We start from the raw sequence: 20362 nt of genomic DNA on the forward strand, positions 1-20362 counted from the left end.
GGCAAACCCTATTTGGGATCATAAACATAACCTATACCCCGCACGGTTCTGATGATTTCCGGCTTTTCCGGGTTGGTTTCAAGCTTCCGGCGCAGTCTGGATATTCTGATATCAATGCTGCGATCGAACGGGTCCCAGGACCGGTCATGCGCTTGTTCTAGCAACTGATCACGGTTCAAAACACGCCCTTTGTTTTCAGCAAACACCTTGAGCAGACTATACTCCATCGCCGTTAGCGGGACCTCGGATCCATCCGGCGCAAGAAGTTTGGCTGCCTCTTTATCCAGCGTGTAGTCGCCAAAAAGGGCCAAATTGCCTTCGGAGGCATCTGCAGGCAGACTTTCGTTGATGGCCCCTCGGCGCAATAGGGCCTTGATCCGCGCTTCCAGTTCCCGAAGATCAACCGGCTTTCCAAGATAGTCATCTGCCCCCATCTCAAGCCCGATGATCCGGTCCACTACATCGCCTGCTGCAGTCAACATGATCACGGGCGTCGTGTTTTCAGGACGAAGCGATCTGAGGATCGAAAGACCGTCTTCCTTTGGCATATTGATATCCATGATCATGACATCAACAGCACGAGAGGAGATGACAGACCGGAGCTCTTCTCCGCCAGCGGCTGCAGAAACCTCGTACCCGCGTTTGCTCAGATATTCCTGAAGCATCTCGCGCACGTCGATCTCGTCATCGCAAACCAGGATATGGGTTTTCTGGTCATTCATCCGTTTGATCCTTCTGATCGGCGAGCAGCTTTCCGACAAGTCTTCTCAGTTCCGAAGGCGAGACGGGTTTTTCCAGATAGGGCAGACCGGATTCCTTCAGCAGTCCCAATGAGCTTTCACCCATGGTGTCCCCGGTGATGTATGCTGTCCGGGTCAGCATTTTCGGAAAACGCGCCACCAGCGCCTCATAAATCTTGCGTCCGTCAACACCGGGCATGTTCATATCACTTAGGAATACATCGTAGTTGGCGGACTGCAGTTGCCTGAGCGCCTCTTCTCCTGAGGTAACGAAATCAACGTGAAAGCCGTCCTTCCGCAGTATCTCGGCATTGATCTCACCCACTTCGACCTCATCATCCACGACCAATGCACGGTGCTTGGCAAAATTCGCGGCGGGTTCGGGTTTTTCTTCAGCCACATCATTTTGCATCTTTGCGACGGGCAGAGTTATCCGGAAGCAGGTGCCGGACACTGCGGCCTGATCAAGCCTGATCTGACCGCCATGGGACAGAATGATCCGGTGACAGAAAGCAAGCCCAATCCCGGTGCCGTCACCCACTTCTTTTGTGGTGAAGAACGGCTCGAAGATACGTGCGCGTATGGCTTTAGGGATACCGGGGCCATTGTCCTGAACCGTGATCTCAACCATTCCCGTGTCAGGCTTGACCTCGGCAGACAGCATGATGTGGTCGCCGATGCCGGATGCGGTCATGGCCTGCTCGGCATTGATGATAAGATTCAAGACGACTTGCGTAAGCTGGTCCGCATCCCCGGCAACTGCAGGCAGGTCTGCTGGCACACTTTGCTCAATGCGAATTTCGCCTGATGAGCTACCGTACCCGGCGACATCCGCAGCTGTTTCGATCAGGCTGGGAACATCAACCTGCTCGATCTTGCTGGGCTGCTGACGCGCCATCGCCAGAAAGGTCTTTACAATCTTCGCGCAGCGTTCTGCAGCATTGCCGATTTTTTCAATCCTGACACCGAGATCGGGGTCGGAAATTTCTTCCTTCAACATCAACGAATGACCCACAACAACCGACAATGGATTGTTAAGCTCATGCGCCACACCGGCGAGTAGTTCGCCAAGCGCAGACATCTTTTCGTTCTGGAACAGCAGCTCTCGTTGCTTTTCAAGCTCAGCCTCAATGGCCAATTCATCGGTCAGATCGCGGGTATTGGAAACGATTACTTCTTCACCATTGAACTCGATCAGCCGTGAAGAATCCGCCCCCCAGAACTTTCGTCCGCTTGCATCGACGAACTCCATACGCCGATCCTTAAGCGCCCCCGCTTGCCGGAGGTCTTTCAGGTACCGTTCGCGCTCATTCGGATCCGCATAGTAGGATTTCGAACTTTCTGCATCACCAAACAGCGCCTTTATCTCGGGCGTAGCAAACAGCACCTCGCCGGTGTCGGCATGCGTCATGTTGATGGCTGCTGGATAAGCCTCCATGACCTGACGGATCAAGGCATCAGCCTCTTTCTGGACGGTTAGATCGATCACGCTGGTCACGATGACTTCTTCGCCTTTGTAATCGATCAATTGAGACGAAATCGACGCAGGGAAGGTTTTGCCAGCCGCATTAATCAAGTCGAGCTTGTAGTCATCGACACGACCATCGGCCAAAAGCTGGGTTACAAAATCCGCGCGCTCTTCCGGCTTTTGATAATGCTGTTTTGCAGATTTGGAAGGTCCGAACATCTGCAGCGCAGCAGGCGTGCGATACAAGATCTGTCCATCACCAATCCGCGCCATAGTTACGATTGCCGAACTGGCATCCAGCACCTTTCGGATCAATAGATCCCCGTCGCGCTCTTCGACCTCGGCTTGTTTGCGTTCGGTGATATCCTCACGCGTGACGACAAATCCGCCGAACTTGGTGGGATGAACAGAAACCAGATAGGTGCGCCCATCCGTTTCCATCAGCTCAAAGTCTTGGATGAACTCGACCCCATTAGCCAACCGGTCCGAAACCCACTGCTGTTCATTGCCGATGGCTTCGGCGTAAATTCCCCGGCGCGCCGTCTCGCGCATCAGGATTTCCCAGTCCAGTCCGGGTTGCAGCAGGTCGGCAACCCCCTTGTTCATCTCGGCATATCGTTGATTGAACAGGACAAGGCGGCGATCATCATCATAGAGGGCGAACCCTTCTTTGAGAGATTCGATCGCATCACGAAGAAGGTCCCGCGCCTTCTCGATTTCTTCAAATTCGTTCGCCATGCCCATCGTCATCCTGAATTTTTAGGATACCATTGTTTCAATGCCATTTCAAAATCAGCATCGCGTGTTTCAATTGTTTCAATAGGTGCCAACTCAGCCAAGTACAGGCCGATAAACCTGTTTGTTTTTGAGCCAGATAGCAAGTTGTGTGACCTGCTTCACAGAGCAACAACTGAAACACTTGGCACCGCTTCCAGACATCACAATGAAACATAGAAAGGTCAGTTATTGCCCATCTTAAGTGCGATTGGGTAAGAACGATGACTATTTCTTTTAGAACTACTGAAATGATTAACGCACCTATTTTTGCGTTGCATTCTTCGGCGTCCAATAGTGGGCAATGGAACCAACTGGCGGCGGATCTGGAAGGTCGCTTTAGTGTTCACGCTGTTGATCTTCCCGGGTACGGTCGTAGCCCGTTGACTGGAGATAACTCTCAAAACGGTGCGGCGTTTTCTGCCATACCGGTAATCCGCGAAATCGAAGCGCTGGGACGCCCCGTGCATCTGGTTGGGCATTCCAACGGCGGAGGCGTCGCCATCAAGGTCGCGTTGATGCGTCCTGATCTTGTCAAAAGCCTGACGGTATATGAGCCTGCAGCCTTTCATTTTCTGCAGGCTGGCAATGATGCCAGCAAGAAACTGTTCGGGCAAATCCAGCTTCTCGCGGGTGTGGTGAGCGCCGCAGCAGCGGATGGCGATGCCGCTGCTGGTATGCATCACTTTTTGGATTTCTGGAACGAGAAGGGGTTTTGGAACTCGCTGCCCGCGCAGGCCCAGGACCGGTTCATTGGGATGATCCCATCAGTCATGTCTGATTTTGCAAATGGTTTTGCTGAAACCTGGCAACTGAAGGACCTGTCCAAGCTTGAAATACCGACGTTGGTAATGACTGGTTTGGAGTCACCTGAGATTGCGCAGCACGTCTCGGTCGAGATCGCGAAGGCTTTGCCCAATGCGCGGATCGCGTTGCTGCCCGAGCTGGGCCATATGGCGCCGGTCTTCCAGCCCGAATGGATCAACGCAAGGATTTTCGAACACGTGGCCAATGTGGAGCGGCCCGTTGAAACTGTCAGCTGGCCAGAACGTCAAGCTGCCTGACCGGGGCCGCATTTAGCAATGCGGCCTTCATCAAACCACTGCTACATCAAAAGGAGCAATATCATGGGTATTCAAACATCGATCAACGCCACCACAGACTTTGCGGCAATCAAAGCAAAGCAAAACGTCGCCTGGGGCTCCGGCGACTACAGCAAAGTGGGTGTCACGCTGCAAATCACGGGCGAGGAACTGGCTGAAAGCATGGATCTGATGCCCGGTTCCAAGGTACTGGATGTTGCCGCCGGGAATGGTAATGCCACCCTGGCCTTCGCCCGGCGCTTTTGTGATGTTACATCGACCGACTATGTAGAAGCCCTGCTGGACGCCAGCAGCCAGCGCGCCAAAGCGGAAGGTCTGTTCGTGACCTACAAGGTTGCCGACGCCGAAAACCTGCCTTTCGATGATCAATCCTGCGACGCGGTGGTTTCGACGTTCGGCGTGATGTTCACACCGAACCAACAACAATCAGCAGCAGAGCTGCAACGGGTCGTCAAAAGCGGCGGCAAGATTGGTCTGGCCAACTGGACGCCTGACAGCTTCATCGGCCTTCTGTTCAAAACGATCGGTAAACATGTGCCTCCACCTGCTGGCGTAAGCTCTCCGGCTATGTGGGGCAGCCGGGACTGGATTGAAGAAGCCTTCGGATCGCACAGCACCATCGTTTCGTTCCGACGCAAGAACTTCATGTTCCGCTACCGTTCAGCCGAACACTTCCTAGAGTACTTTCGGACTTTCTATGGCCCGATGCAAAAGGCCTTCGATGCACTGGACGCATCGGGACAAGAGGCGCTGCAGCGCGATATCATGGCCCTGATCGAGAAGTTCGATATCTCAGGCAATGACACACTTTGCATCTCATCCGAGTACGCTGAAATTGTCATGCAGCGCAGCTGAGATCGTGAATCACTGGCTCATCGTTCTTTGACCCAACCGTCAAAGAACGATGAAGATCACCCGGTGTAGTCGATCCACCATTTTCTTGGTATTAGTTTGTTTAAGGGGGATTTTGTTATGGCCGAGCGCACACTTTATGAAAAATACGGTGGGTTTTCACAGATCAGCAAGATCGTGTTCTCGTTCTATGACATCCTGCTGGACAACGACGAGGTTGGCCCCTTCTTCGACAACGTGGATATGAGCCGCATGGTCGACCATCAGACCAAGTTCATAGCATCGCTCCTTGGTGGTCCGGCCTCCTACACCGACAATCAACTGCGCCAGTTACACTCTCATCTCGAAATTACCGATGACCATTTCGACGAATTGGAGGTCGTGCTCCGTGACGCTTTGCAAAGACACGGCGTGGATGCCGAGGACATCGATATCGTTGTCGCGGAATTCAGTAAACGTCGTCCCTTGATTGTTGGATAAATCATGACCATCGAAGCCATCAATGAACAGCTCCTTCGCGCGATTGGTGTGGGCGTTGCCCTACTGGACCGTCAATCGCTGAAGTTTGGGTTCCGCAATGATACGTTTGACGAGTGGTTCAGTGCCGATGGCCCTTCAGACCAATTGCAGCAGCTCTTTCCTGATCTGGATATCGACACAGTGCAAACAAGCCTGTCCGGCACCGGGCGACATACATCAGAAATCACCTTCAAAAAGAAACGCCGCACACTGGTGATCGCACTCGATTTCACGGTCGCGCACGACGATGTGCTGGTTCTGGTATGTCAGAACATCACCCGTATCAAAGAGCTGGAGTCCATGATCGACTCCTATTCGATGATGGTGGAACGGAACACGCGCGAGTTGAAGCGGGAAAAGGAGCAGGTTGAAAAACTACTGCTAAATCTGATGCCCCGGTCGGTCTACGAAGAGTACAAGACTTTCGGCGTGGTTACGCCACAACTCTATGATCCCGTCTCCGTCCTGATGCTCGATTTCGTTGGGTTCACGGATATGGTCGCCTCGCAGGACCCAAGCGTCACCGTCACTGAACTGAACGATATTTACAGCGCGTTTGATCGCATTGGTGAGCAATTCGGTTGCGAACGGATCAAGACGATCGGAGACGCATATATCACCGTTGCTGGTCTGCCCGATCCGACTCCGGATCACGCCAAGGCAATCGCAAACACAGCCATTCGTTTCGTACGCTATTTGACCCGCCGAAACCTGAGCCATCCGCATCAGTGGCGGTGCAGAATTGGACTGGCCACGGGATCGGTAGTCGGGTCGGTCGTTGGCATCCAGAAGTATGTGTACGATATCTTTGGTCCGGCTGTGAATCTGGCCTCCAGACTTCAGGAATTCTCTGACCCGATGCAGATTTCAGTCCAGGACGAAGTCGCGCAGGTCCTCAAAGATCAGTTTGACCTTGAGAATGTCGGCGCGCGAACAATCCGTGGGTTTGGAGAGCAAGACATCTGGCGCTTGTCCGACGATAGCTAAGCGTCAATGCCCGCTGTAATCCTTTGTTCGCACTAAATGGTGACTGATCACTGCAGCGAATACAGTAGGCTGTTTACCCAGTCCCAAAACCACTGATCTTGATCCCGAAATAAGCGGCTACTCGTTTGGGCGTTTGGTGACAACGGATTCCAGCACCTCGCCTTCGTGATCAACAACCCGCCAGAGGCAATGTCTCTTGCCATTCACCTCCACAAAATCTCGTCGGCGTGCCACTTCCATATCGAGAGTGCGCGCAGTTGTTGCATCCGCATTCTTCGGATCTCAGAGGCAAACATCGGACCGAACCTGTCCCAACAGTAGCAGTCGGTTTCTTGACTCAGGTCGATGCCTCGCTCGTGCAACAGATCTACGGCATTCCGAAGCGAGAGCGGGAATCGGATGTACAGCATCTCGGTCAAGCGGATGATCTCAGAACCGGTTGTTATAGTATTTGAAAGATGCAGGTCTGGTCATGGGCAAAAGCTACGCAACACCCCTACCCCGCCCAAGCAAAGTTCTTCTGACAAGATTCTTTTGACAGTTCCCCGATTGCAGTTTTCCTTGGTCACACAAACCTGTTCACATAATTCTCCAGAATCTCCTGACGCCCAGATTGTGGTTTCGGGTTGGTATTTTCCTGCAGAACCCGGGCAGAAATCTCTTCCAGACTGCTACCCAACATAGAAACTGCTTCCGGAGTGTTCCAACCGGAATACCGTTCCGTCAGCGCGTCCTCCAAGCCACCGTCTTCAACCATAGCAGCCGCAGCTTTCAAGCCCCGTGCACAAATGTCCATTCCGCCGACATGGGCTGCAACAAGATCTTTTGCATCAAGCGATTGCCGACGAATTTTGGCGTCAAAATTTGTGCCCCCAGTTGTAAAGCCACCAGCTTTCAGGATGTAGTAATATGCCAAAGCAACCTCTGGCGTGTTATTCGGGAACTGGTCCGTATCCCATCCGGATTGGTAATCGTTTCGGTTCATGTCGATCGAGCCAAGCATCCCTTCGGCAGCGGCGACCGCAATTTCATGCTCGAAACTGTGTCCGGCCAGGATCGCATGCCCCTGCTCGAGGTTCAACTTGACCTCGTCCTCCAACCCGTACTTCCTGAGAAACCCAATACAAGTCGCGGCGTCGTAGTCGTATTGGTGTTTGGACGGCTCCTGAGGCTTGGGCTCCACGAGAATAGTTCCTTTGAACCCAATCTTGTGTTTGTATTCAACGACCATGTTCAAGAAACGGCCCATGTGGTCCAACTCGGTTTTCAGATCCGTGTTCAACAGGGTTTCATAGCCTTCTCGGCCACCCCATAGAACGTAGTTTTCTCCGCCGAGCTTGTGGGTCGCATCCATGCAGGATTTCACTGTCGCAGCTGCAAACGCAAAAACGTCGGGATCAGGATTGGTACTGGCACCAGACATCCAGCGACGATGGCTGAACATATTGGCCGTGCCCCAAAGCAGCTTGGTGCCAGACACCTGCATCTTTTCACCGATATAATCGGTGATATCTTCTAATGTGCGCAGGTTATCGGCAAAATTTCCCTGTTCGGGCCGGATGTCAGCGTCGTGCCAGCAAAAGAATGGCTGCCCCAAAAGCTCAAACAATTCGAATGCAATATCTGCCTTCTGTCGGGCCCGGCCCATATCGTCCTGAGGATACCATGGGCGTTCGAACGTAGGTCCACCAAAGGGGTCTCCGCCCTCCCACGCGAATGAATGCCACCAGGCCACTGCAAACCGCAGATGGTCCTCCATACGCTTGCCCATGATTATTTCATCCGGGTCGTAGTGACGAAAGGCCAACGGGTTCTTGCTGTCCACGCCTTCAAACTGGACCTTCTCGATCCCTTCAAAAAATCCACTTGGCATTTCTGCCCCCTACTCTGCTTTTTGTGCTGGCTGTTTGCCGAGAATGATCATCGACAAAAGATCGTCATCAGTTACGTCTGAGATATCGACCGTCCCAACCAGTTTTCCGTTCTTCATGACCGATGCGCGGTCGCACAGTTCCATGACGGCATGCACGTCGTGATCGATCAGAAATATCCCGATGCCTTGCGCCTTCAGCTGGTGGATCAGATCCGCCACCATCTGAGTTTCATGCGGCCCAAGCGCTGCTGTGGGTTCATCCATGATCAGGATACGGGCATTGAAATAGACGGCCCGAGCAATCGCCACTGATTGTCTTTGCCCACCCGACAAGGCGGAGACCGGGTCATTGAACTTCTGAAAGTTCGGGTTGAGCTGCGCCATGATCTTTCGGCACTCGGCCTCCATGGCTGCGTCGTTGACCAAGCCAAAAGGCGTCGTCATCTCGCGCCCCAGAAACAGGTTTGATGTCGCGTCCAGATTGTCGGCCAAGGCGAGCGTCTGATATATCGTTTCGATATTGTTCGCCCGGGCGTCACGGGGATTGCCAATCTCGACCGGCTTGCCATCGATCAGAATCTCGCCGTGGTCCATCTGATAGGCGCCGGACAATACCTTGATCAACGTGGACTTTCCGGCCCCGTTGTGGCCAAGCAGGCCAACGACTTCACCCGGATAGAGATCGACCGACACATGGTCGACGGCCTTGATCCCACCGAAGGAAATCGAGATGTCGCGCATCTCGACCAATGGCGGCGCGCCTGAACCGCGCCCAGTGCCAGAAGGTTTTTTCTGCGTATCCTGAGCTTGCATCACTTTGCCCCCAGTCGCTTGCGGTAAACGATGTCGATATAGACGGCCAACACGAGGACGCTGCCGACGACGATGTTCTGAAACGGCGCGTCAACGCCAACCATTGCCATGCCCGATTGCAGCGCCTGCATGATCAATGCACCCAGGATCGCGCCATAGATGGTGCCGATGCCGCCCGACAATGCGGTTCCTCCGATCACTGCAGCTGCTATGACCCGAAGTTCGTCGAGCGTACCAATGTCGTTCGAATGGTTCGCCAAGCGAGCCGAGGCGACCACCGCGGACACCGCGCACAAGAAACCTATCAAAGCAAAGATTTTCACGGTCAGCAGCCGAGTGTTGATACCCGAAAGCTCTGCCGCATCCGGGTTGCCGCCAGTGGCAAAGATGTACCGACCAAACCGGGTTTTTCGCGCCACAATTGTCAGCGTGACAGCCACGATGATTAGGATGAGTACAGAAATCGGTATGCCGTATCCTACAACTAGCCCCTCTGGCATTGTCTCTCCGCGTGCTTCGAACATACGTTGCAGTCGGCGCGTCGGTATGGCGTAGCTGTTTACGATGTAAACGTACCCAAGGATGGCGATTGCGATTATCCCGGCCAAAGTGGCTTCGGCCCAGACAGGTTTGACGGGGAATCCATGTGCCGCCTTTGCGCGACGACTGCTCCACAAAGCCCAGATCGCGATTGCGGTAGCAAACAAGCCGAACAGCCAGCTTGTCGTCGTTCCCAATGTCCCGTTGGTCCCGCCAAACATCAGGAATGTACTATCCAGAGGACCAATCGTCTGACCGCTGGTCAAATACCACGCCACGTTTCTCCAAACCAGAAATCCACCAAGCGTGACGATGAAGGCTGGTATCGTCAGGTATCCGACCATCCAGCCATGAAACGCACCAATCAGCGTGCCGACAAACAACCCGACGACAATGGTGATCGCCCAGGTCGCAGGATTGTTCAGACCCATACCAAGTACTTGCGGCAAAAGCTCGGTTTGCGTCATCGCCATCACGGCCGAGGTTGTTGCCAGCAGTGCACCAACCGACAAGTCGATGTGCCGCGTGACGATAATAAATACCATCCCGCATGCCATAATGGCGACCGAAACCGTCTGAATGGACAGGTTGAATAGATTGCGCGGCGTCAGGAACCTTCCATCTGTGAAGATGTTGAACCCGATGCACAGGATGACAAACGCGCCGATCATTCCCAAAAGCCGCATATCCAGTTCCAGTTGCTGGAACAGGCTGGGTTTCGCTTTTTCAGGTACCGGCTGAGACGAAGTTTCGGTCATTTCCGATCTTTCATATTCAGCAATAGTCCCCGGCCCAGACGGGGCCAGGGACTTTGAAGTTTAGTTGCAGGGAGCAGGTCCGTTTTCAACGCCCTGACACAGATCTTCCAATGGGATCCATCCAGCGTCCACAACAACGGATAGGTTGTCCTTGGTGATCGGAACGGGCGCGAGGAAGACCGAGTTCATCTCGGTGCCACCAGGGGATGTCCAGCTCACTGCGCCTTCGACGTCAGCAGGGCTTGTCCCTCCGCTCAGTGCGACTGCGATTTCGCCAGCGGCCTTTCCGAGTTCACGAGCGTCCTTCCATACCGAAACGGTTTGAGTGCCCAGCGCAACGCGGTTCAACGCTGCGTGGTCGCCATCCTGACCTGACACCGGAATGCCTTCCATACCCTGTGCTGTTAGGGCCGCAACAACACCGCCTGCAGTACCGTCATTCGACGCAACGACTGCATCCACGTTGTTCTCGTTCGCGGTCAGGATTTGTTCCATGTTCCGCTGCGCGTTCGCGGGCAACCAACCATCTGTGTAGGCTTCACCAACGATCACGATGTCACCGCTGTCGATGGCTGCTCCGATGATCTCTTGCTGACCCCCGCGCAGGAAATCTGCGTTCGGATCAGTAGGAGAGCCTTTGATCATCACGTAGTTGCCTTTGGGCATGGCCTCAAAGACAGCCCGAGCCTGCATTCTGCCGACTTCCACGTTGTCGAAGGTCAGATAAAATGCTCGGTCGTCCTCGATCAGACGGTCATAGGCTATCACAGGAATACCTTCGTCCGCCGCGGCCTGAACCGCGGGACCAATGGCCTGCGCGTCCTGCGCTAGGATGATAAGCGCGTCCACACCCTGGGCGATCAGGCTTTCGATGTCCGATAGCTGCTTTGCGGAGGACGATTGCGCGTCTGCCGAAATGTACTCGGCACCGCCTGCTTCAAGTGCCGACTTGATGGCCGCTTCGTCTGTCTTCCAGCGCTCTTCCTGAAAGTTGGACCAGCTTACGCCGACTACCGGCTCTGCGAACGCAGTCGAGGCCAGCAGCGTGGCTACAGCTGAAAAGCTGAGAATTTTTTTCATGATTTCCTCCCATAAGCAGAGCCATCTCAACTCGATTCGCGGCTCTTACAGTTTTAAATAACACATTTATTTCAGTCGGTAAAATATTTAGTCTATAAGACACACCAAAATTCAAATAGATTGAACCAAAGGTAAGATTCGCGAGGGCAAGATGCTGAAAAGCAAAGCGTCTGTAGTTTCTTTGGACCAACGAAACGCGACCCGCCTGCGGGTGTTGGAACAGATCAGAAGCAATGGATCCGTATCGCGGATTGATATCGCATCCGCCTTGGAGACCAGTCCTGCCACGATCACTTCAGCGACGGCTGATCTGATCTCGGCAGGGCTGATCAAGGAAACCGAAGGCGAAGCTCAGTCAAAGTCTGGAAAAAGAGGGCGGCCCAGAGTTTTGCTGCAATTGGATGGCCAATCCATCCTTGTTGCGGGCCTGAAGATTGCTCGTCAGGTGATCTCGGTCATTTTAGTGGATTTTGAAGGCAACGAGGTGACGTCGCACAACGTCCCGCTTGAAGACGCCCGAATGTCGCCGACGAAGCTTATATCGACTATTCGCGAAGCCCTTGAAGATACGTGCCAACGGGTCGGTCTTTCAATCGGACACTTGGCTGGCGTTTCAATCGGATTGGCCGGGCAGATTGATGCGGCAAAGAACTTTGTCCACTGGTCATCCTCGGTAACTGAAAGAAACATTGACTTCAGCCCTTTACTTGCGAAAGAACTACCCTGCCCTGCATTCGTGGAAAACGACGCGAACCTTGTCGCAAAGGCTGAACAGCTTTCTGGGCTAGGCAACGGGTTGAAGAATTTCCTTGTCGTCACGATTGAACATGGTGTTGGGCTTGGCATCGTTCTTGACGGCCGACTTTATCGCGGGGAAAGAGGGTGCGGGGCCGAATTTGGGCATACCAAGGTGCAACTCGATGGCGCATTATGCCAATGTGGACAACGGGGGTGTCTGGAAGCCTATGTGGGGGACTACGCCCTGATCCGGGAAATGACTGTCACAGGTCACGCCGATAATATGCAAACGGTCTCGGATATCCACGCTCGCGCCAATTCCGGTGATGATAGAGCCGCCTCGGTTCTAGCGCGTGCAGGACAGATGTTCGGGCTTGGAGTATCCAATCTGATTAATCTGTTCGATCCCCAGTGCATTATTGTATCGGGCGCGCAAATGAGTTTTGAACACCTTTGCTCAGCCGATGTTATGACGCGCATTCGAAATGGTGTTGTGAATGTCGACGCACCCTTGCCTGAAATCAAAGTGCATCACTGGGGTGATCTGATGTGGGCCAAAGGTGCGGCCGCCTATGGGATCGAACAAGTCTCGATCCTGAAGGTGAAGGAGCTTGCGGCGAATGCGTCCTGAACTTGCGGCATTACTCTTTCTTGCCACGGCTGCCGAAGCGGGCACTCAACCGCAATTCAAAGTAATAGATGTACCTGCACATATCTACGACGGCGGTTGGGAGCATTTTGTGGGTGGTGGCGTAGCAGTTTTCGACTGTGACGGCGACACGTTTCCCGAATTGTTCGTCGCGGGCGGATCCAATCGATCTCAGCTGTTCAAAAACACCTCTCAGGGCGAGATTTCTTTTCGGATTGAAACGCCGGATCCACTGTTCTTGACGGGAGTAACCGGTGCTTACCCATTAGACATTAACGGCGATGGCTTGACTGACCTGGCCATTTTGCGCGTTGGCGAAGATGTGCTGCTTCAAGGGCAGTCGGATTGTCAGTTCCGTCCCTTCGATAACATCGAGTTCCAATCCGAAGATCACTGGACCACAGGGTTTTCAGCCACTTGGGAAGAAGGCCAGTCTATGCCGACTCTGGCGTTTGGAACTTACGTGGATCGCTTCGATCCAGAAGGTCCGTTTGAATCCTGCGGGCCAACCCTGCTCTATCGCCCGAACGGGAACAGTTATGGCCAACCCCAGCATCTGAAACCGGGATATTGCTCGCTTTCCACTTTGTTTTCAGACTGGGCGCGAACCGGACGTGCTGACCTCCGTATCAGCAACGACCGCCACTATTATGTTCGTGGTGGGCAAGAGCAACTATGGGCCATGGAGCCAGAGCCCCGATTGTATTCGCCCGAAGACGGATGGCTGCCCTATTCGATCTGGGGCATGGGAATAGCCTCTCGCGATCTGACCGGAGACGGCTTTCCTGAGGTTTACTTGACTTCGATGGGTGACCAAAAACTCCAAATTTTTGACCCCGATACCGGCGGCCCGACGTGGCGCGATGCAACTTATGAAAAAGGCACGACTGCCCACAGGCCGCATGTCGGCAACGACGGAAGGCCGTCGACCGGTTGGCACGCGCAGTTTGGAGACGTCAACAATGACGGCAGAGACGACATCTTCGTCGCCAAAGGCAATGTCGAGCAAATGCCCGATGCAGCACAGAACGACCCGAACAACCTTTTGGTTCAGGATTCGGAAGGTCAGTTTATCGAAGCTTCGGCAGAGGCTGGTGTTGCGTCGATAGCGAAGTCTCGCGGCGCAGCGCTTGCGGATCTGAACAACGATGGGCGGCTCGATCTGGTGGTCGTAAACCGTGGATCAAAACTTGAGGTCAACCAGAATATATCAGCAGGTGGCAATTGGCTGTTGGTAGAAGTTACTCAGGACAAATTCAATTGGGCAGCGGTAGGCGGATTTGTCGAGGTTCGAACCAGGCGGGGATTACAGACCCGCGAAATAACCATTGGCGGCGGACATTTAGGAGGCACGGCTGGCTATCATCATTTCGGCTTGGGGGCTGAAACTCAAGTACAGTTACGGGTAATATGGCCGGACGGAGAAGTCGGTGCGTGGCAGGAGGTCGTGCCGAACCAGATCGTTGAAATGCATAGGTGACTATTGATCTACCGGCAGACCGCTTGGAACATAGGCAGGAACGCCCAACCTCTGCGCAGGGTCTTCAAGGCTTGCCAGAAAGCTCAATAACGCGTCGATCTCATTATCTGTTAGAACAACCTTCGGTAACCTATTGCTTTTGGCTATGGCATCTAGATGTTGCTGATCCAGCAGCGGAGTTTCGTCTTCAGAACCCGGAAAATCTGGCAAATAAGCCATTTTAATAGTGTAGCTTCGCAAAGAAGAAACCGAGTCCAGATGGTGGCGTACGATATCCTCAAGCCGTGCAAATGCTCCATTGTGCCCGTAAGGAGCGGTTAGCGTCACATTGCGGAGCGATGGCGTACGAAAGGCAAACGCGTCCTCGGGGTTACCCGTGACGCGAAGACGACCATCATCTCTGACATGGTTCTCAAATCGAGCGGCCTTTCCGGGCCCGATTTGCGGAAGGGCGATCGAATGAAACTTGTGATCTGTTTGGAACCATCCCACGTGGCATGCGCTACACCCCGCCTCTCCATAAAACAGGTTCATGCCACGTTCGGCGTCTTCGGATAGTGTGCCCTCGCCTCGCATCGCGCGATCAAAAGGACTGTTATCTGCGCGCCATTCGAACGCGATGAATTCTGCGATCACATTTGCTATGGCCGTAAAAGATATCTCACCACCCGGCGTAATGGCTTCAAACCGCTGCTTGTATTCTGGGATAGCGGCAACACGTGCTGCAATCAGATCCCACGCGCCGCCTTGCTGTGTCAAAAGCCCGAGTCGAACTGCCTTGCTGACGTCATTTTCCGAGTAATGACCAGCCATTTCGTCTGGTGAAAGAACCGGGAACATCGCCTGCGCCGCTAATGCCGATTGGAAACCGGACCGCATATGTGTCCCCAAAGGTGTTCTAATCCCGTTGGGTTGTGATGGATCGGCCTCAAGGCGCCCATCATGAAAAAACGTCGTAAACTCTGTCGCACCAAGATTCCAAAGCGCCGGTGAATTACGGGGGATGCGTTGCTCCGGCGTATTCTGGGGATCCAGCCTGCGTTCAGCAGCCAGGCCAATCCCGCCTTCCCCGATTCCTAACGAAAGGCCGTCCGAAGTGCCAAACCTCGGGTGATGGCAGGTCGCGCAACTGATGTTCTTGTTGCCGGACAAAATCGGGTCGTAGAATAGCAACTGTCCTAGTTCAACGCGGTCGAAATCAGGTTCTGGGAAAGTTGGAGGTGGCCCAAGCTCCTGAGCATTGGCGCCATTGCCGGCAATCAAAAAGCCAATGGTGGAAATGAATAACCTAGCTCTCATTGCCATCTTCCGAAATCTCGAGCGTGAGCACCTGCCTGTAAGGTTTCTCGTAGGTGCATATGATCGAAGGAAACGAGGGTATGTTGGGCGCATTCGGATATCCGGAGGGTTCGATGCACAAACCAGCCGAACCGCTTAGCGGCTTCGCCAATTGGGCACCCGAATAGACCTGTACTCCGGGTTGGTCAGAATAAGCAGTCAGAGAAAGACCAGACGGTGCGGTGAACTTCGCGACCGGACCAGTTGGATCGCGATTCAGGTCAAAGCAGAAATAGTGGTCGATGGCCTTTGGAACATGCCCGATCGATCTGGGCGCAGAGAAATCAAGTTCGCCGTTCTTGGTCGAACACATCGCACCGGACGGAACTCCTTGTTCGTCTAGTTCCAAGTAGCGGACAGAGGCCAGTTCCAGCTTGTGTGCGTCGACACCTTTTGAGCTGCCCAACGAATAATAGTTATGCTGCGTTAGGCTGATCGGCGTAGGACGGTCAGGATAACCTTTTAATATATAGGTCAACCGTGGGTACCGCAGCGTGACGCTGACCTCGAACCGGACATTCGCAGGAAAACCGCTTTCCCCGTCGTTTGAAAGGTAGTGCAATACCACTTCGTTCGGTGCGGTCTGTCTAAGGTTCCAGAATTGTTTGGAAAGCCCCTCAACCCCGCCATGCAGAGTATTCTTACCCTCATTGGCGCTAAGCCCAAAACGTGTGCCTGCCAACTCGAACCGCGCGCCGCCGATCCGGTTCGCAACACGACCTACAACTGCGCCCACATAACTTGTATCGAGTAAGTACTTGATTGGATCATCAAACCCCAAAATTAGCGGTATATCCTTGAACCACCAACTTTGAGTGATTGCCCCGTAGTTCAGTACCGATGCCCGCATATCGCCATCGGTCAGCATAACCGTCTCGACCCGAGAAGAATATTCCATTGCAGGCGTCATCCTGCCGCCAAGGGCGCCAGTGCCATGTAATACTGTCGATATCGCCCATATTCCCTTTCATAGTGTTCGGCCAGATCGTTACGTGGATCGATAACTTCCTGAATTTTGGGCGGTGTCATAATGTCCCCAAGGTTTGCGTTGTTGGCCGCGCAGATAGCGAGGCGCGCTGCGCCCATCGCCGCTCCGAAATCACTGCCTTTTGGCAAGCCCAACGGCACTTGCAATACGGTCGCCATTGTTTCCAACCAGAACCTGGATCGTGCACCTCCTCCAACAGCCATCAAGTTGGTCGGTACGGTTCCGGTGCTTTTTAAGGCTTCAAGACAGTCCCGCATCGCAAAGGCGACGCCTTCCATCACAGATTGTGTCAGTTCAGCGGGGCCCGACGCGACATCTATGCCTAAGAAAGCTGCTCGGATCCGGCTGTTGTTATGCGGCGTTCGCTCGCCTGAAAGGTACGGTAGGAACGCGATCGAGGAGGGTCCGGTTATACTGTCGGGTACCATCGACGCCAGTTTTTCCACAGATTGACTTATATTGCGAGACAACCAATTCATACTGTTTGTTGCCGAGAGTATGACCCCCATTTGTATCCACATTTCGGGAACAGCGTGGCAAAAGCAATGTACTGCAGTTTCAGGTGCCGGAGCATATGCATCCCGAGCAACAAGAAGAACTCCGGACGTTCCCAAAGATACAAAACCCGCGCCGTCCCGAATGCTCCCGATGCCACACGCGGCGGCCGCATTGTCACCTGCGCCACCTGCCACAACGACAGGATTGGAAAGCCCCCACGCCCGCCGCAGCTCAGTTTTCAACTCACCAGCCGGTTCGTTCCCTTCGACAAGACGCGGCATCTGCGAGGCATGCATGTGACCCAAACCCAAAGCCGTTTCCGACCATTGACGATTGTCTACGTCCAACCATGATGTGCCGGCACTGTCTGACATGTCCGATATGTACTCACCCGTCAGCCAAAACCGCAGATAGTCTTTAGGCAATAGAACCTTGGCTGTTTTTGAGAACACCTCGGGCTCGTGCGATCGCACCCATTCCAGTTTCGGGGCCGTGAAGCCAGGAAAAACGATGTTTCCTGATATGGTGCGCATCTGTGGAATCTGGTCGAGTGTACTTGCCTCGTCCGCCGAGCGTGTATCATTCCATAGAATGCAGGGCCTAAGAACCCTTCCACTGGCATCCAATAAAGTGGCACCATGCATGTGTCCGCTCAGACCAATGCCGCGAAGTTTTGCGAATGCCGGTTCGTTGTCCGCACGGAGATTCGCGACGACTTCTAAGCAAGCGCTAATCCAATCTGACGGATTTTGCTCGGACCAGCCGGGTTTTGGCGTCGATGTAGAAATGCCAGCTTCTGCGTCGCTGACGACGAGACCGGATTCATCGATCAGAATGCCTCTGAGACCCGACGTTCCCAAATCCAATCCAAGATACATTCGGCGCCATCCTTTGAGTTTTATTTTAGTTGATAAAATTAATCATGGAAGACGCAGTGTCAAGGTGACTGTCGCGCTACTCCAACTTTACCCAAGCCGCATTTCTTGCAGAACTTTGCACGCAAGCTGCAACGAACCTGACACCATTCAATCCATCCTGAACAGTGGGATAGATCACCGATGGATCAGCTGAATTGCCACTTCGAAACGCTGTTATGGCGTCCGCAGCTTCACTATAGACATTTGCAAAACCTTCCAGATACCCTTCCGGATGGCCCGGAGGCACTCTGCTCAGACGGTTGGCGGCGTCCCCGGCTCCGGCCCCATTGCGGGTGATCAGTCGTTTTGGCTCACCATAGGGCGTAAACCAAAGATAGTTTGGATCTTCCTGCGCCCACTCGATCCCACCTTTTTCACCATAGACACGCAATCGCAGTGCGTTTTCGTTGCCGGGGGCAACTTGGGACGACCACAGCATCCCGCGCGCGCCACCGTCGAACCGCAGCAGGACATGTGCGTTATCGTCGACCCTGCGCCCCGGCACAAAGGCCTGCAAGTCAGCCGCAAGGCTTTCCGCCTTCAAGCCTGTCACAAAGCAGGCGATATTGTAGGCGTGGGTTCCGATGTCACCCGTCGATCCCCCTGCTCCGGAACGCTCAGGATCGGTTCGCCATTCGGCTTGCTTAAAGTCTTGCTGCTCGGTCAACCAGTCCTGCGGATATTCAACCTGAACCACGCGGATATTGCCAATCTCTCCGTTGGCGACCATCTCACGCGCCTGCCTGACCATTGGATAACCGGTGTAGTTATGGGTTAGAATGAACAGCGCGCCTGAACTCTCCGCCGCCTTCACGAGCTTCTTGGCATCCGCAAGGGTCGAAGTGAGGGGCTTGTCGCAAATCACGTGAATACCGCGCTTCAAGAACTCTCGCGCTGCGGCGTAATGAACGTGATTAGGCGTGACGATCGAGACTGCTTCGATCCCCGATTTCAAACGCGCTTCTCTGATCGCCATCTGCTTAAAGTCGTCATAGACCCGTTCGAGCCCCAACGCTTCTCCGCTTTCTCGAGATTTTTCTGGCGTTGAAGACAAGGCACCTGCGACCAACTCGAACTTGTCATCCAAGCGCGCCGCAATTCGATGCACGCCTCCTATGAAAGCATCAGTGCCGCCACCAACCATGCCAAGGCGAATGCGGCCTGATTTTACTTCACTGCGTCCAGTTACCATCAGTCTATCCCCAGCATTTTTCGATTGGCCGCCATATCGCTGCCGCCATCCGCAAAGTCGTCGAATGCTTTCTCTGTGACACGGATAATGTGGTCAGAAACGAATTGCGCACCTTCGCGCGCTCCGTCTTCTGGGTGTTTCAAGCAGCACTCCCACTCGACCACGGCCCAGCCGTCAAAATCGTTTGCAGCCATCTTCGAAAAAACGGCCCCAAAGTCGACCTGACCATCACCAAGCGAGCGGAAACGCCCTGCCCGGTTAACCCAGCTTTGATAACCAGAATAGACGCCCTGCCGACCGGTCGGGTTGAACTCGGCGTCTTTGACATGGAACATCCGGATTCGGTCTTTGTAGATGTCGATATTATCCAGGTAGTCGAGACACTGCAGAACGTAATGCGACGGGTCGTATAGCATACAAGCCCGAGCATGATTGCCCGCCCGTTCGAGGAACATCTCATAGGTCACGCCATCATGCAGATCCTCGCCTGGATGGATTTCATAACAAACATCGACTCCACAATCTTCTGCGTGATCCAGGATCGGGACCCAACGGCTGGCAAGCTCATCAAATGCTGTTTCGATAAGGCCAGCAGGACGTTGCGGCCAAGGGTAAACATAAGGCCATGCGAGCGCGCCAGAGAATGTCGCGTGCGCTGATATCCCTAAATTTTTGGAAGCTGACAGCGCCTTCTTAACCTGATCAACGGCCCACTCCTGCCGGGCTTTTGGGTTTCCCCTGACGCTTTCGGCGGCGAAGCCGTCGAATGCTGCGTCGTATGTGGGATGCACGGCAACAAGTTGGCCCTGAAGATGCGTGGACAACTCCGTCACTTCGACGCCGTTCTCTTTGGCCTTGCCCTTGAATTCATCGCAGTAATCCGTGCTTGAGGCAGCGGTTTCAAGATCAAACAACCGGCCGTCCCAACTGGGCACCTGAACGCCTCTGTACCCACAATCCGCCGCCCATTTGGTAATGGTGTCCCACGAGTTGAAAGGCGCTTCATCTCCGGCGAACTGTGCCAGAAACAACGCCGGGCCTTTGATCGTTTCCAT

The 20362-nt window shown here is 53.8% G+C and carries 17 protein-coding genes and 1 pseudogene; 6 read left to right on the forward strand and 12 right to left on the reverse strand.

Annotation, left to right across the window (positions count from 1 at the left end):
* Positions 1 to 8: 8 nt before the first annotated feature.
* Positions 9 to 722 (reverse strand): response regulator, encoded by a 714-nt coding sequence (locus ACR0I1_RS05090; protein WP_170396223.1) that lies wholly within the window; start codon positions 720 to 722, stop codon positions 9 to 11.
* A complete protein-coding gene (locus tag ACR0I1_RS05095) occupies positions 715 to 2946 on the reverse strand; it encodes a hybrid sensor histidine kinase/response regulator (RefSeq protein WP_480705251.1) in 2232 nt (743 codons plus the stop codon). The genes ACR0I1_RS05090 and ACR0I1_RS05095 overlap by 8 nt, the downstream gene beginning before the upstream one ends.
* Positions 2947 to 3233: 287 nt before the next feature.
* On the opposite strand from ACR0I1_RS05095, the gene ACR0I1_RS05100 reads away from it, so the two are divergent.
* From ACR0I1_RS05100 to ACR0I1_RS05115, 4 genes are all read left to right on the forward strand, one after another.
* The gene (locus ACR0I1_RS05100; protein ID WP_480705253.1) at positions 3234 to 4046 is read left to right on the forward strand and encodes an alpha/beta fold hydrolase; all 813 of its coding nucleotides are present in this window, start codon (positions 3234 to 3236) and stop codon (positions 4044 to 4046) included.
* Between the two features lie 63 nt (positions 4047 to 4109).
* Entirely contained in the window at positions 4110 to 4940 is an 831-nt protein-coding gene (locus ACR0I1_RS05105) for a class I SAM-dependent methyltransferase (RefSeq protein ID WP_480705255.1), read from the forward strand.
* A gap of 117 nt (positions 4941 to 5057) precedes the next feature.
* Positions 5058 to 5417, forward strand: coding sequence for a group I truncated hemoglobin (locus tag ACR0I1_RS05110; protein ID WP_170396214.1), 360 nt, complete (start codon positions 5058 to 5060; stop codon positions 5415 to 5417).
* A 3-nt stretch (positions 5418 to 5420) separates the two neighbouring features.
* Entirely contained in the window at positions 5421 to 6443 is a 1023-nt protein-coding gene (locus tag ACR0I1_RS05115; RefSeq protein WP_170396212.1) for an adenylate/guanylate cyclase domain-containing protein, read from the forward strand.
* Positions 6444 to 6566: 123 nt separating this feature from the next.
* On the opposite strand, the pseudogene ACR0I1_RS05120 reads toward ACR0I1_RS05115, so the two are convergent.
* From ACR0I1_RS05120 to xylF, 5 genes and pseudogenes are all read right to left on the reverse strand, one after another.
* Positions 6567 to 6917: pseudogene (locus ACR0I1_RS05120) on the reverse strand (DDE-type integrase/transposase/recombinase); the annotation flags it as partial.
* 91 nt (positions 6918 to 7008) lie between these two features.
* Positions 7009 to 8316, reverse strand: coding sequence for a xylose isomerase (gene xylA / locus ACR0I1_RS05125; RefSeq protein ID WP_480705257.1), 1308 nt, complete (start codon positions 8314 to 8316; stop codon positions 7009 to 7011).
* 9 nt (positions 8317 to 8325) lie between these two features.
* Complete coding sequence (locus tag ACR0I1_RS05130; RefSeq protein ID WP_170403439.1) at positions 8326 to 9129, reverse strand: ATP-binding cassette domain-containing protein; 804 nt, start codon at positions 9127 to 9129, stop codon at positions 8326 to 8328.
* The gene (locus ACR0I1_RS05135) at positions 9129 to 10427 is read right to left on the reverse strand and encodes a sugar ABC transporter permease (RefSeq protein WP_480561306.1); all 1299 of its coding nucleotides are present in this window, start codon (positions 10425 to 10427) and stop codon (positions 9129 to 9131) included. The genes ACR0I1_RS05130 and ACR0I1_RS05135 overlap by 1 nt, the downstream gene beginning before the upstream one ends.
* Before the next feature lie 60 nt (positions 10428 to 10487).
* Complete coding sequence (gene xylF, locus ACR0I1_RS05140; RefSeq protein WP_480705259.1) at positions 10488 to 11507, reverse strand: D-xylose ABC transporter substrate-binding protein; 1020 nt, start codon at positions 11505 to 11507, stop codon at positions 10488 to 10490.
* 151 nt (positions 11508 to 11658) lie between these two features.
* On the opposite strand from xylF, the gene ACR0I1_RS05145 reads away from it, so the two are divergent.
* The gene (locus ACR0I1_RS05145; protein WP_480705261.1) at positions 11659 to 12876 is read left to right on the forward strand and encodes an ROK family protein; all 1218 of its coding nucleotides are present in this window, start codon (positions 11659 to 11661) and stop codon (positions 12874 to 12876) included.
* Positions 12866 to 14374: a CRTAC1 family protein gene (locus tag ACR0I1_RS05150; RefSeq protein ID WP_480570421.1), complete on the forward strand. Its 1509-nt coding sequence runs from the start codon at positions 12866 to 12868 to the stop codon at positions 14372 to 14374. The genes ACR0I1_RS05145 and ACR0I1_RS05150 overlap by 11 nt, the downstream gene beginning before the upstream one ends.
* Here the strand turns inward: ACR0I1_RS05150 and ACR0I1_RS05155 are convergent, their stop codons facing one another.
* The 5 genes from ACR0I1_RS05155 to ACR0I1_RS05175 form a co-directional block, all read right to left on the reverse strand.
* On the reverse strand, positions 14375 to 15673 hold the full coding sequence (locus tag ACR0I1_RS05155; RefSeq protein ID WP_170646460.1) for a cytochrome c peroxidase: 1299 nt from the start codon (positions 15671 to 15673) through the stop codon (positions 14375 to 14377).
* Positions 15663 to 16610: an aldose epimerase family protein gene (locus ACR0I1_RS05160; RefSeq protein WP_170646461.1), complete on the reverse strand. Its 948-nt coding sequence runs from the start codon at positions 16608 to 16610 to the stop codon at positions 15663 to 15665. The genes ACR0I1_RS05155 and ACR0I1_RS05160 overlap by 11 nt, the downstream gene beginning before the upstream one ends.
* A gap of 8 nt (positions 16611 to 16618) precedes the next feature.
* Positions 16619 to 18076, reverse strand: a complete 1458-nt coding sequence (gene xylB / locus ACR0I1_RS05165; RefSeq protein WP_480705263.1) for a xylulokinase — start codon at positions 18074 to 18076, stop codon at positions 16619 to 16621.
* Between the two features lie 76 nt (positions 18077 to 18152).
* A complete protein-coding gene (locus ACR0I1_RS05170; RefSeq protein ID WP_170403456.1) occupies positions 18153 to 19307 on the reverse strand; it encodes a Gfo/Idh/MocA family protein in 1155 nt (384 codons plus the stop codon).
* Positions 19307 to 20362 (reverse strand): sugar phosphate isomerase/epimerase family protein, encoded by a 1056-nt coding sequence (locus tag ACR0I1_RS05175; protein WP_480705265.1) that lies wholly within the window; start codon positions 20360 to 20362, stop codon positions 19307 to 19309. The genes ACR0I1_RS05170 and ACR0I1_RS05175 overlap by 1 nt, the downstream gene beginning before the upstream one ends.

It is taken from the genome of Ruegeria sp. B11 (genome assembly GCF_056539785.1).